At 68.2% G+C, this 13,100-nt stretch carries 11 protein-coding genes; 2 read left to right on the top strand and 9 right to left on the bottom strand.

The window, feature by feature from the left end; genetic code table 11:
• The 8 genes from C666_RS12215 to C666_RS12180 all read right to left on the bottom strand — a co-directional run.
• The coding region (locus C666_RS12215; RefSeq protein ID WP_004339420.1) for a septum site-determining protein MinC at positions 1-360 on the bottom strand (360 nt) is incomplete at its 3' end.
• A 125-nt stretch (positions 361-485) separates the two neighbouring features.
• Positions 486-1,622, bottom strand: coding sequence for a cytochrome-c peroxidase (locus tag C666_RS12210; RefSeq protein ID WP_154666214.1), 1,137 nt, complete (start codon positions 1,620-1,622; stop codon positions 486-488).
• A gap of 83 nt (positions 1,623-1,705) precedes the next feature.
• Complete coding sequence (locus tag C666_RS12205) at positions 1,706-4,483, bottom strand: TonB-dependent receptor (protein WP_004339417.1); 2,778 nt, start codon at positions 4,481-4,483, stop codon at positions 1,706-1,708.
• A gap of 111 nt (positions 4,484-4,594) precedes the next feature.
• Positions 4,595-5,608, bottom strand: a complete 1,014-nt coding sequence (locus C666_RS12200) for a FecR domain-containing protein (protein WP_004339416.1) — start codon at positions 5,606-5,608, stop codon at positions 4,595-4,597.
• Entirely contained in the window at positions 5,598-6,119 is a 522-nt protein-coding gene (locus C666_RS12195) for a sigma-70 family RNA polymerase sigma factor (RefSeq protein ID WP_004339413.1), read from the bottom strand. Before C666_RS12195 ends, C666_RS12200 begins: the two co-directional genes overlap by 11 nt.
• A 232-nt stretch (positions 6,120-6,351) precedes the next feature.
• Positions 6,352-7,215 (bottom strand): Hsp33 family molecular chaperone HslO, encoded by an 864-nt coding sequence (gene hslO, locus C666_RS12190; RefSeq protein ID WP_004339411.1) that lies wholly within the window; start codon positions 7,213-7,215, stop codon positions 6,352-6,354.
• Positions 7,212-7,574 carry an arsenate reductase gene (locus C666_RS12185; RefSeq protein WP_004339408.1) on the bottom strand — a complete coding sequence of 121 codons (363 nt, stop codon included), beginning with the start codon at positions 7,572-7,574 and terminating at the stop codon, positions 7,212-7,214. The genes hslO and C666_RS12185 overlap by 4 nt, the downstream gene beginning before the upstream one ends.
• A 15-nt stretch (positions 7,575-7,589) precedes the next feature.
• On the bottom strand, positions 7,590-9,938 hold the full coding sequence (locus C666_RS12180; RefSeq protein WP_004339407.1) for a Tex family protein: 2,349 nt from the start codon (positions 9,936-9,938) through the stop codon (positions 7,590-7,592).
• A 222-nt stretch (positions 9,939-10,160) separates the two neighbouring features.
• Here C666_RS12180 and C666_RS12175 point away from each other — a divergent pair, with 222 nt between their 5' ends.
• Positions 10,161-11,021, top strand: a complete 861-nt coding sequence (locus C666_RS12175) for a hypothetical protein (RefSeq protein ID WP_004339405.1) — start codon at positions 10,161-10,163, stop codon at positions 11,019-11,021.
• Positions 11,018-12,238, top strand: a complete 1,221-nt coding sequence (locus C666_RS12170; protein WP_004339403.1) for a sensor domain-containing diguanylate cyclase — start codon at positions 11,018-11,020, stop codon at positions 12,236-12,238. Before C666_RS12175 ends, C666_RS12170 begins: the two co-directional genes overlap by 4 nt.
• A gap of 12 nt (positions 12,239-12,250) precedes the next feature.
• On the opposite strand, the gene C666_RS12165 is transcribed toward C666_RS12170, so the two are convergent.
• Complete coding sequence (locus C666_RS12165; protein ID WP_004339402.1) at positions 12,251-13,099, bottom strand: D-hexose-6-phosphate mutarotase; 849 nt, start codon at positions 13,097-13,099, stop codon at positions 12,251-12,253.
• Position 13,100 lies beyond the last annotated feature (1 nt).

Here is a 13,100-nt window from a genome sequence, read left to right as displayed (position 1 = left end):
GGGAGCCGGCGCCTGGGGCGCGGGACGGTCGCCCAGCGCGGCCGCGTCGAGTTCGGCCAGGCCCGCGCGCCGTGCGCCTTCCGCGTGCTGCGGCGGCAGCCCGAACACGCCGATGGGTTGCAGGCGGTAGCGGCGCAGCAGCGAATTCAGGCCGGCCCAGTCTATCGTCGGCGGGACTTCGGGCAGCGTCGAAAAATCGAGGATGACGGCCTCGCCGTTGAAGAAGTCCGGCATGCCGCCGAGCATCTTGTGCAGCGCGTCGGCCAGCGCGGGCGGCTCGGTTGCCTGCAGCATGGCGACGGTCGCCCCGAGCGTGGTGTTGCGGAACTCGATAGGACGGACGGGCGCGGAGGCGGACATGGATGGAAGCTTCTTCAAAATCAAAGAAGTGTACTGATCGGCGTGCGATCGGGCAAGGCCGGAGCGCGAGCCGATCCCCGGCCTGCATGACGCGAGGCCGGGGATCGGACGGACGAGGGCGCCGATCAGAGCGTCCGCAGGAAGGCTTCGAGCGCTTCGAGTTCGGCCGGCGTCAATTGCAGCGGCTGCAGCAGCTCGGATGTGGCCGGGAACAGCGGGTCGCGCTCCTGTTCTTCGTTGGCCGGTCGGGGCCGGGGCATGCCGGCGTTGTACATGTTGAGGATGCCGCTCAGCAGGGGAAAGCGCCCGTTGTGCATCCATGGGCCGGTGTGCGCCACTTGGCGCAGGGTCGGCGTGCGGAAGCGGCCGACGTCGGTATGGTGACCGGTGGCCTCGTAGCGCCCCAGGTCTTCGTACTGGCGGCCGTACCAGGTCAGCCCCAGGTTGTGGAAACGGTTGTCGCTGAGCAGCGGGCCATCGTGGCAGGCCATGCAGTGCGCCTTGGTGCGGAACAGGTGCAGTCCGAGCAGTTCGCGGTCGTCGAGCGCGCCGCGCTCGCCGCTCAGAAAGCGGTCGAAGCGGGTTTCCGGCGGTAGCAGCGTGCGCTGGTAGTCGGCCAGTGCGCTGGCGATGCGCGCCAGGGTCACGGCGCTTTCGCCGCCAAAAGCCCGCGCGAAGACCGCTTCATAGTCGTCGAGCGCGGCGAGCTTGGCGGGCAGTTCGGCCAGCGGCATCGCCATCTCGTCCGGATGGGCGAGGGGCCCGAGCGCCTGTTCCTCCAGACTGGCGGCGCGGCCGTCCCAGAACAGCGAGGTGGCGTATGCCGCGCCCAGCACGGTCGGGGCGTTGCGTTTGCCGAGCCGCCCATCATGCCCGGACGAGGTGGCCTGGGTGTCGGCGAAACCGTGTGACGGACGGTGGCAACTGATACAGGCGAGCAGGTCGGAGCGCGACAGGCGCGGGTCGAAGAACAGCCGCTCGCCCAGCGCGCTGCGGGCCGGGTCCGTGGCGGGCGGCCGAAGGCTCGAAAGCGGCGCCATTTCGCGCCAGTCGGCGCGATCCATGCCCTGCGGGCGGGGCCATTCGCCGATGTCGTGGGTGTAGAGGGTGCGCAGGCAGGCGGCGTCCCAGGCTCCGCCGGAGGTGGTACAGGATGCGTACGCGGGGGCGAAGGCCGGGGCGAACGACAACATGGCGAAGAAGGACATGGCCAGGCGGCGGTGGAGGGCGGTGCGGCGGTGCGGGGAGGGGGAAGAAGGCATCGGAATGGACGGAAGGGCTGCGTGTCTGTGGGGATCGGGCGTGTTCCCGCCCGCGCGCTGGCGGGCGGGAAAGGATGGGCGGATCAGAAGCGGTAGCCGAGCTCGACCCAGAACTGGCGGCCTTTTTCGTACACCCTGTCGTTGTCGATGTCCTCGATCTCGTTCTTGCGATTGAGGACGTTATCGACGTTCAGGTTGATGAAGGCCTCCTGTCCGGTGGCGACCGGCAGCCGCCAGTTGAGCCGCAGGTCCCAGGTGATGGCGGTGCCGAACTTGTGCTTTTCCCAGACGCGGGCCGTGCTGTCGCCGTAGGGGACGAAAACGTCGGTAGCGGCCATTTTTTCGAAGCCGTCGCGCACGCGGAAGAAATTGGAGATGGTCAGGCGGGCCGAGGGAATGTCGGTGGAGAGCAGCAAGCGGGCGCTCCATGGGCGGTTGTAGTTCTGCGCCGGGCGGCTGCCCCAGGCCATGGGTTTGCCGTCGTAGATGATGATGCGGTCCAGCCCGCCGGTGAGTTCGCTCAAGGTGTCCGAGTAATCGGCATGCGAGGTCGTCAGGTCGGTGTGGTCCAGGCCGAACATCAGCGAGGTGAGGGTCTTGCCGATGCGGATCGGTTGATCGCTTTCCACGCTCAGCGCCCAGGTCTTGGCGTCGGAGTAGCCGCGGTTGTCCCAGTAGAAATTGGACGCCGAACGCAGGTGCAGCACCATTTCGTCACGGCTTTCGCGCAGCACCCGCTTCAGGCTCCAGGTATGCCCGAGCCATTTCTGGCTGATGCCGACCATCCTCTCGTCGTCGTAAGGCACCTTCATGTCGCCGAGCTTGTACCAGGTCCAGTTGGAGGCCATTGACGGGGCGCTCCAATCGGTGAGCAGCCCGCCGCTGAGGCTGCGCAATTGTGTCGTGCTCTGGAGTGCGAGACGCTGGGCCTGGGCCCGGTAGACCATGAAGTTGCGGCTGTAGTAACGGTTGGCGCCGAGTTCGAGGCGGGTGCGTTGGTCGCCGAAGACGTCCCAGAATGCCGCGGCGCGCGGTGCCAGGGTGGATTTCGGGGCGAGGTCGTCATTGTCGTAGCGCGCCCCCAGCCGCAGGCGTACGTTGCCCAGGCGCATTTCGTCCTGGACGAAGAAGGCGCGGTTGGTGTTGACGAGGTCGAACTTGCCGGCGAAGTAGATCAGCCGCTGCCGCAGGTATTGCCCCCCCGCCGACGAATTCCACGGCGACGACAGCGAGCAGGTCTCGGTGTCCACGCCGCCGCCGGCCATGTTGCAGGTGGCCGTATCCGCCGACACGGTGTACTGCGTGTAGGTCGTCTTGCGATGGTAGCTCTGTTCCTGGCGGTTCAATTCGAAGCCGGCCTGGAAGTGGTGGTCGATACCAAGGAGACGCACGGGTTCCCAGTCGGCCTTCGTCTGCCAGGTGATGGACTCCTGCGTCTGGTCGACATCTCCCCAGCCGCCTTCGAAGCTCATCCAGCCATTGGCGGCAGTGCCGGTCTGCACGCCCCAGTCCTTTTCGTCGGAGCGCCGCCAGCCCTTCCAGGTCGTAGCATCCGAGCTTCGAGAGCTTTCCATGCTGTTCCAGCTCAGGCGGTGGCTGAGTGCCGCATGGTCGCCCAGCGGGTGGGCCAGCCCGATATTGATGCCGTAGCCCCCGCTGTTCAGCTCGAAATCGGTGTTCTTGCCGTCGGCGATGAAGTAGCGCCCCGTGCTTGGCGCATACAGCAGCGAAAGGTCGCCCTCGACGCCTCCGCCGGGTGTCCAGAAGCCGCGTACGAAAAAGTTCTCGCTCTGGCGGCGCTGGGTCTTGTCATTGCCGTCCGTCGTACTGGCCAGGCCGCCGGAGTATCCGCGCAACGGAATCTCGGAAGATTTGCGCACGAAGCTGCCGATCAGGCCGATGTTCTCGCTGGGCTTGCCCTGCAGGGCGAGGCGGTAGGTCCATTTGTCGAACTCGGGCTGCTGCTCGGCGGTGGACGATTGGTGGTAGTCGATCTCCTGGTCCGGGGTGAGCTTGTACTCGGTCCATGCCGAGCGGGTGCGCTCGACCGATACCTGCCCGCCGAAGCTGCGTGTGGGGGCGCAGGTATCGGCGGCGATCACCCCGCCCGAAAAGCGGCCGAATTCGGCCGGCACGTTGGCGTCGCGCACCGTGATGTTGCACAGCAGGCTGGTGTCGATGGCGAAGCCCTGGCTGGCCGAGGGCGGCGCGGTGTTGTTGTTGGTACCGGCGGTGCCGTCGCTGATGCGGTTGGCCGGGTTGATGTCGTTGTTGAACGACATGCCGTCCATCAGGTACAGGTTGTTGTAGAACTTGGCGCCGTGGATGCTGATGTCCGCCGGAGCGATTTCGCCTTGCTGGCCGGTATGCAACTGCCGGTTGTCGAACTGCACGTTGGGCAGGACGCGCAGGATGCCGGTGATGTCGCCGTTGCCCAGCGCATCGAGCGTGCCGCGGCCGATGGTGCGCACGCCCTGGGAATCGGGCGGGGCGCTGACCAGGACTTCGCTCAGCACCGGGGCTTGTTGTTGCGGCGCTGGACGCAGTACCCAGGTGCCGTTGGGTTCGCGCGTTGCGATCAGGCCGCTGCCGGCCAGCAGCCGTGCAAAACCGTCATCCACGCCATACACGCCGTTCAGGCCGGCGCTGTCGCGCCCGGCCACCAGCGCGGCGTCCACCGACAGCGACAGGCCGGCGTCGGCGGCGAAACGGGTGAGCGTGGAGGACAGTGCGCCGGCGGGAATCGAGTAGTGCCGCTGGAGAGGGGCATGCTGGGCCTGGGCGGCGCCGGACAGCAGCATCGCAGCGCTGGCCAGCGCCGGTGCCATCAGGCGGCCGAAGGAGAGGGGCAAGAGAGTCATGGTGATGAACGTCGTTATGGGTGTTTGAGCGGATGTTCACCACGCATGCCGGACGGCGTGCGAAAAAGGGAACCGGCGCGCGGAAAAAATTTCTGCGCGCCGGACGGGGCGCTAGCGCGCCTCGATGCGCCAGTCGTGTGAATCGAGCTGGCGAGCGCGCACCGGCAGGGCCTGCTGGACGGCCGTCAGCGCACGGCCCACGTCGCGGGCAGGGTCGCGGATCGGATACACCCCGACCAGGCGCAGCGCGGCGATGTCCGGCGCCACCTCGATGCGCACGGAGACGTAGCGCGAGAGTTCGGCGACGAAATCGTCCAGCCTGCGGTCATCGGCGACCAGCAGGCCGCGGGTCCAGCTTTCGCGGGCACTTCGGGCGGGGGTGGCGGGCGCCGCCGAATGGCGGGAGAAGCGGATCTGCCGGCCGGCAGGAATGATCTGCGCGGGTGCGTCGCGCGGGGCGATCTCGACCATGCCGTCGAACACCGCAACCAGGGTGGCTTCGTCTTCGAGGCTGACGGAAAACCGGGTACCGAGGGCGGTGAGGCGGCCGTGCTGGGTATCGACGACCAGCGGGCGGGGCGGCTGCGCGGGGTCGGGTGCGGTGTCGAGCAGGAGTTCACCGGCGTGCAACAGGATGCGGCGCAGCCGCGGACCGTAGTCCAGATCGGCCGCACTGCGGGTGTTGAGCCACAATTGGCTGCCGTCGGCGAGCGTCAGTTCGCGCACCTCGCCGATCGCCGTGCGCTCGTCCGCGCGCCAGACCGCGAGTTGCGTGCGCCAGCCGTGGGCCGTGAGCAGGGTGTGGCCGAGCCAGCCGCCGAGCGTGGCCACGCCGCCGCCGGCGAGCAGCTTCAGAACGCGGCGGCGTGCGCGGGAAGGGGGGCAGGACAGGATGTCGTGCGCCGTGTCCGCTTGGGTGTGGGTGCCGAGGGAGGCGAAGGAACGGGTCACCGTCTCGACCCGGGCCCAGGCGAGACGGTTTTCGGCGCTGGCCGCCAGCCACGCCTGCCAGCGCCGCCGTTCGTCTTCGCCGGCCGTGTTGTCGTGCAGTACGGCGAACCATTCCGCCGCCTGTTGCAGCGCAGTGGCGCCGGGCGGCCTGCCATTGCCCGCTTCAGGCGGCATCCAGGCCGTTTCCGTCGAGTGTCGTCACGCAGGCGAGCATGGCCTGGGCCATGTACTTCTTGACCATGCGTTCCGAGACGCCCAGAAGGGTGCCGATTTCGGCATAGCCGAGGCCGTCGAGCTGGGCGAGCAGGAAGGCCTCGCGCACCTTGGGGCGCAGCCCCTCGAGCATGGCGTCGATGCGCAGCAGCGCTTCGATGGCCAGCGCACGGGTTTCGGGCGATGGCGCCTGCGCTTCGGGCAGCAGGGCGGCTGCCTGCTGCCAGGCCTGTTCGATATCACGCCGCCGCCAGTGGTCGATGACCAGGCCGCGGGCGATCGTCGTCAGGTAGGCGCGTGGCTGGTCGAGGTTCTCGATCTGCCGCCGGTTGCCGAGCAGGCGCAGAAAAGTGTCGTGTGCCAGGTCGGCGGCGTTGTGGGGGCAGCCGCCAAGGCGCGTCCGCAGCCAGCCCAGCAGCCAGGGGTGGTGCTGGCGATAGAGGTCGACGACCGTGCCGGTGTAGGTGTCCACGGTACGCCCTCAGGGTGCGGGGAGGTCGTTGCGTGTGGGCGGGATGCAGGGCATCCGGTAGCGAGGCATGAGCGGCATCCGGCAAATATCAAACAATAATGAGAAACACTATTGTTTGATATTTGCCGGCGGGTGGTCAAGCTTCGTGTCGCGACGAGGAGCGCGCCCGCCATGCCGCCAGCCCCGCCCCTTGTGCCGCCATCCTTTACCGGGCGGTGGCGGAGCAGGGTGTTCAGTGCAGCGTACGCGCCCTGAACAGCGCATCGACGTCCGCGGCGTCGAAGCGGTAGCTGTGGTTCGACAAGTCGTCGTGCACGACGATCTCGCCATGCTCGGCAAGCAGCTCGCGCAGCGCTTCCTCGCCCAGCCCCAGCAGCATGGCGGCGACCTTTTCGGGGTCTGCCGGCCAGTCGTGCGTGACGGCGCGGGCCTCGAACAGGCGGACGTTTTCCTCGGCGAACAGGCGGCGCAGGATCTCGGCGGCGTCGAGCCCGAGCAACTCGTCGTCGCGCACGGTGGCGGCGAGCTGCTGCACGCGCGACCAGCCGTCGAGATCCTTCAGGTCCGCGCCCGGCAGCTTCTGCACGAACAGCGCGACCGCCGCATCCGCGCCGCAGGCCAGCCACAGGCCCGCCGGCTGCTGTTCGGACTGCGCCAGATAGTGCTCGAATACCGCGGCGATGCTCTCGCCCTCGAGTGGCACCAGGCTCTGATAGGGCTGGTCCAGGCCGGGAATGTCGAGCGACAACTGCAGGCGGCCGTCGCCGACGAGTTCGGCGAGCGTGCCACCGGCCGGTGCGCCCTCGGACTTGGCGTAGCCGCGCAGGTTCAGCGTTTCTGCGCAATCGACCACCAGCAGGCTGACCGGCCCGTGGCCGCTGACCTGGAAGGTGAGCCGGCCGGGCTGCTTGAGGTTGCCGGCGATCACCGCCGATACCGCGCTCATCTGGCCGAGCAGGCGGGCGACGGCCGGTGGGTAGTCGCGTCCGGCCTGCAGCGCCTGCCACACGTCGGTCAGGCGCACGACGGCGCCGCGGATGTCGAGGTCTTCCAGCAAGAAGCGCTGGACGTAGCTGGAGGGCAGGGGGGAATTCATCGTGAGGCTCCGTTGAAGGCGGCGGCGAAGCGTTCGGGATCGAAGCCGACGATCAGTCCGCCCCCGGCGGTTTCGACGACCGGGCGGCGGATCAGGCTCGTCTGCGCCTGCATCAGCGCGATCGCGTCCGCCGTCGTGGCGATGGCCTGCTGTTCGGGCGAGAGCTTGCGCCAGGTGGTGCCGCGCTTGTTGACGAGCGCCTCCCAGCCGAGTGTGCCGCACCAGCGCGCCAGCGTGGCGGCGTCGATGCCCGACTTCTTGTAGTCGTGGAAGTCGTAGGCGACACCCGTCGCGTCGAACCAGGCAAAGGCCTTCTTCATCGTGTCGCAATGCTTGATGCCGTGGATTACGGGTTTCATGCTGGCATCCTTTTGTTACTTGCTGCCGCGGGCGCGGGCGAAGGCTTCGACCAGCGCGTTGCCGGCGGCGGGCTTGTCCTGGCCCTGGCGTGCGGAAGAAGCGGCGCGCGCATTGCCGCCGCTGCGGCGCTCGTCGCTGCGGCGGTCTCCGCGGGCATCGCCGCGGCTGCCGTGGTCGTTGCGCTTCGGCGCGGCTTCATCGCTCAGCCGCATGGTCAGCGCGATGCGGTGGCGGGGGATGTCGACCTCCAGCACCTTGACCTTGACCACCTGTCCGGCCTTGACGACGCTGTGCGGGTCTTTGACGAAGGTGTTGGACAGCGCGGAGATGTGCACCAGCCCGTCCTGATGCACGCCGATGTCGACGAAGGCGCCGAAGTTGGTGACGTTGGTGACCACGCCTTCGAGCTGCATGCCGGGCTGCAGGTCCTTGAGTGTCTCGACGCCTTCGCGGAAGCTGGCGGTGCGGAACTCGGGGCGCGGGTCGCGGCCGGGTTTCTCGAGTTCGGCGAGGATGTCCTGCACCGTCGGCAGGCCGAAGCGCTCGTCGGTGAATTCCGTTGCTTTCAGGCTCTTGAGGAAGCTGCCGTTGCCCATCAACTCGCGCACGCTCTTCTGCACCCTGGCGAGGATGCGTTCGACCACCGGATAGGCCTCGGGGTGGACGGAGGAGGCGTCGAGCGGGTTGTCGCCGCTCGGAATGCGCAGGAAGCCGGCGGCCTGCTCGAAGGTCTTGGGGCCGAGGCGCGGTACGTCCTTCAGCGCGTCGCGGCTGCGGAACGGGCCCTTGGCATTGCGGTACTCGACGATGTTGCCGGCGAGCGTGGCGTTCAGGCCGGAGATGCGGGCGAGCAGCGGCGCCGAGGCGGTGTTCACATCGACGCCGACGGCGTTTACGCAGTCCTCGACCACGGCGTCCAGGCTCTTGGCCAGGCGGCCCTGGTTGACGTCGTGCTGGTACTGGCCGACGCCGATCGACTTGGGGTCGATCTTGACCAGTTCGGCCAGCGGGTCCTGCAGGCGGCGGGCGATGGAGACCGCGCCGCGCAGGCTGACGTCGAGATCGGGGAACTCGCGCGCGGCCAGTTCGGACGCCGAATACACCGAGGCGCCGGCTTCCGACACCACGATCTTGGTCAGCGGCAGATCCGGGTGGCGCTTCATCAGCTCGGCCGTCAGCGCGTCGGTTTCGCGCGAGGCGGTGCCGTTGCCGATCGCGATCAGCTCCACCGCGTGCTTCTTCGCCAGCGCGGCGATGGTGGCGATGGCGGATTCGCGGTCGCGGCGCGGTTCGAAGGGATACACCGTGGCGGTGTCGACCAGCTTGCCGGTGGCATCGACCACGGCGACCTTGACGCCGGTGCGGATGCCAGGGTCCAGCCCGATGGTGGCGCGCGTGCCGGCCGGCGCGGCGAGCAGCAGGTCCTTCAGGTTGCGGGCGAAGACGCGGATGGCCTCTTCCTCGGCGCGTTCGCGCAGTTCGCCCATCAGTTCCAGTTCGAGATGGATGGAGATCTTGACGCTCCATGCCCAGCGCACGGTGTCGGCCAGCCAGCGGTCGGCCGGGCGGCCCTGGTTGCGGACGCCGAAGCGGGCGGCGATGCGGCCTTCGCAAGGATGGGGCGCGTCGGCGTCGGCGCGTTCGACGTCCAGCGTCAGGCGCAGCACGCCTTCATTGCGGCCACGCAGCAGCGCCAGCGCGCGGTGCGAGGGCATGCTGGCGATGGCCTCCTGGAAGTCGAACCAGTCGCGGAACTTGGCGCCTTCGGTTTCCTTGCCCTCGATCACCGCTGAACGCACCAGGCCGTGTTCGTGCAGGTAGCCGCGCAGTTCGCCCAGCAGGGCGGCGTCTTCGGCGAAGGCTTCCATCAGGATCTGGCGTGCGCCGTCCAGCACCGCCTTGGTGTCGGTGAAACCGGCTTCGGCGTTGAGGTACTGCTCGGCTTCGGTTTCGGGCGTCAGCGCCGGGTCGGCGAGCAAGGCCTCGGCCAGCGGCCCGATCCCGGCTTCGCGGGCGATCTGCGCCTTGGTGCGGCGCTTGGGCTTGTAGGGCAGGTAGAGGTCTTCGAGGCGCTGCTTGGTATCGGCGTGCTCGACTTCGGCGCGAAGCTCGGCGCCGAGCTTGCCCTGTTCCTCGATCGACGCGAGCACCGTGGCGCGGCGGTCTTCCAGTTCGCGCAGGTAGCCCAGGCGCTCTTCCAGCGTGCGCAGCTGGGTGTCGTCCAGCCCGCCGGTGACTTCCTTGCGGTAGCGGGCGACGAAGGGAACGGTCGCGCCATCGTCCAGCAACTGTACGGCGGCAATGACCTGGCGCGGGGAAACGCCGATTTCTTCGGCAATGCGGTGTTCGATGGGTGGGAGCATGGGAAGCGGCCCGCCGGCGGCGGGCGGAGAAGAAACGAAGCGGGGCGGCGATAGTGCTATAGATGGCGCCGTGGAGGCAAGATCTTGCGGCCGTCGGCCAGGACATGACACTTCGATTGCCAAATTCATCACATTGATACTGCAAGGGTATTGCGGATAATGCCGGCGATGCGTCCGACTCGGCTGGTCCCCATTTCTTGCAGGCAGGGTACGGCATGCCGCGTGCTCGCGCTGCTGGCCGGGCTGCTGTTCGCCGGGCTGTCCGGCGCCGCGCCGCGGGCGCTGGTGGTGCAGAACGAACCCCACCTCCAGCATGCCCGGGCGCTTGTCGCGGCGGCGCTGGCCGCCGGCGGCGTGGAGGCCGAACTGGTGGATGCGCCACACGGCAATGAGCGGCGCAACCTGCACATGATCAGCGACGGGCATGTGCATGTGGACATGATGCCGGTCACCCCGGCCCGTTTGCGGCTGGTGCGCGAGGGACGTTTGCGGATGATCCCGATCCCGCTCGATCGCGGCCTGCTGGGCTATCGCATCAATCTGCTCCTCGAGCGCCGGCGTGACATGCTGGCCGGTGTGCGCAGCGCCGCTGACCTGCGCCGCTTCAACATGGGCCAGAACGTCGGTTGGATGGATGTCGAGGTGTATCGCGGCGCGGGGATTGCGACCAAGGAAATCAAGGACTGGGCCGACGGGGAGTTCGCCTTGCAGATGGAAGCCGGCCTGCTCGACCTCTTTCCGCTCGGGCTGGAAGAAACGCTGACCCATTTCCTGCCCCATTTCCGCAAGAAATTTCCCCAGCTGACGATCGATCCGCACGTGATCATCCGCTATCCCTGGTATCGCTTCGTCTGGGTCTCGCCCAAGGCCGATGCGGACGAGGTCTACGATGCGCTGAGCCGGGGTTTCAAAATGCTCGTCGATAGCGGCGAATTCCTGCGCATCTGGGAGCGCTATCGCCGGGTGCCGTCGCCGGACGTGTTGCGCGGCCGTGTCGTCATCGACATCGACAATCCCTTCTACGGGCCGGAACTGGTGCCGCCGGCCTGGCGTTGGCTCCAGATCCTGCCGGAAGCGCCATGACGCCCGTGCCCGACAGCCCCCCGCCGCGGCCGCGCCGCCCGCTGTTCCGGCAGTTCGTCCGGCAGTTGCTGGCTCCGCTTCTGCTGGCGTTCGTGCTGGCCACCCTGGGTACGGTGCTGATCGCCTACCAGACGAAGCAGGGAGAGGAAATCGCCGAGCGCGAGAGAACGCTGGAGACTTTCGCCCGTTCCTTGGTCAAGCCGCTGTGGGACTGCGACAACGCGACCGCGAGCGGCATCCTCGACGCCCTGGCGCACCAGCCGGCCGTGCTCGCCGCCCGCCTCGACGAGCGTTGCCAGGGACAGCATCTGCTGGCCGGCGCAGCCTGGGACGAAACGGGGGAGGGGGCGGGCAAGGCGACCGTCGGCCGCCTGCCCATCGTCTATGAAGACGAGCGCGGGCGAGAGTTCGCGCTGGGCGAACTGGCGGTGGCTTTCCATCCGCCGTCGATCGCGGCGGTCATGCTCGAAGTGCTGTGGCGCTATCTGGCGCTGTTTTCCGCGTTGTTCGGCGTCCTGCTGGGCGGGACGCTGCTCATCTTCCGGCGCATGATCAGCGAGCCGCTCGCCCGTTTCCAGGCCGCTATCCGCGCCAGTGCCGGCTCCGGCGACCTGGCGCCGCTGGAAGAGGAAATGCACCGGCACAACGACGAACTGGGCGACGTCATGCGCGCCTACGACGAACTGATGATCAAGCTCGCCAGCGTCATCGGACAACTGCGCGACAACGAGACGGTGCTGCAGGAGGCCGCCCGCCGCGATCCGCTGACCGGCCTGGGTAACCGCCTGGCGCTCGAAGAAGAACTGACGCGGGCGCTGGCGCGTGCACGGCGCAGCGGGGAGCCTGGCTGCGTCCTGCTCCTCGACCTGAATCGCTTCAAACCCATCAACGACACCTGGGGGCATGCCGCCGGCGACAATGTCCTGCAGGAAACCGCGCGCAGGTTGAGCGAAGCCTTGCGAGCCAGCGACACCATCGTCCGCCTGGGCGGCGACGAATTCGTCGTCATCATGGAGAATCTCCAGGATCGGGAGAACCTGCCTGGGCTGATCGCCAAGCTGGGCGAGATCATCGCCCGGCCGCAGCCTTACGGCGAGCACGGGCTCACGGTCGGCGCGAGCATCGGCACGGCATGCTTTCCGGCTGACGGCGAAACCAGCGCCGCCTTGCTCGCACACGCCGACCGCGCCATGTATGCGAGCAAGCGCGGGCGCTGACGCGGGAAACCCTCAGAGGCAGACCAGGGTCTGCCGCCCGTGCCAGGTTTCGCTGGGGTCCAGCGCGATGCGCCGGTGGATGGCGGCGGCCTCGATGCACAGCATGCGGCGGAAGTCGCGCGGGGCCATGTCGTCGATGCGCGCGTTGCCGTCTTCCCAGGGGTTCCACACCACCACGTCGGGGAAGCCTTCGGCGTCGATGCCCAGCGCGCCACCATCGTCGCGCAGCAGCAGCGGGCGCTCGACGTTGCGGTAATGGCGATCGATGGGACCGTCGAACAGCAGCACGTCGCCGGAGTCGCGCCGCAGGCCTTCGCCGGCACCCAGCGCATCGCGGTATTCGAAGCCGTGCAGGCCCTGCAGGCGGCATTCCTCCAGTTCGGCGACGCGCAGATAGGTGTGCAGTGCGCTGGTGAAGGCAAAGGGCGTGTGGCCGCTGTTGATGACTTCCAGTTCGAGATCGAGACGGCCGCCGTCGATGGCCACGGTGAGTTCCAGCGTGAACGGATGCGGCCACAGCGCGAGGCTCTGCGGGTCATCCGCGAGGCGCAGGGTGGCGAGCGCGAAGTCGTCGCCGGTGCGCTGTTCTGCGACCGTCCACACGCTGGTGCGGGCGAAGCCGTGGCGCGGCAGCGTGCCCTGGGCGGCGAATTGCGGAAAGCACACCGGCACGCCGCCGCGCACCGGGCCGTTGCCGAAGCGGGCGCGCTCGCTTAGATAGAGGCGTTCGCGCCCGCGCGCGGGCACCCACGACAGCAGTTGCCCGCCGTACAGGGAGAGCACCGCGCTGGCATCGGCGGCGGTGCTCAGCCGCAGCGCCGGCAGACCATGGAAGTCGATGCGCTCGATGCCTGCTGCCATC

Source organism: Thauera linaloolentis 47Lol = DSM 12138 (assembly GCF_000310205.1).
In the GTDB taxonomy this organism is placed as follows: domain Bacteria; phylum Pseudomonadota; class Gammaproteobacteria; order Burkholderiales; family Rhodocyclaceae; genus Thauera; species Thauera linaloolentis.
The sequence above is the reverse complement of the archived record's forward strand: the minus strand, read 5'-3'. Positions and strand labels throughout refer to the sequence as shown.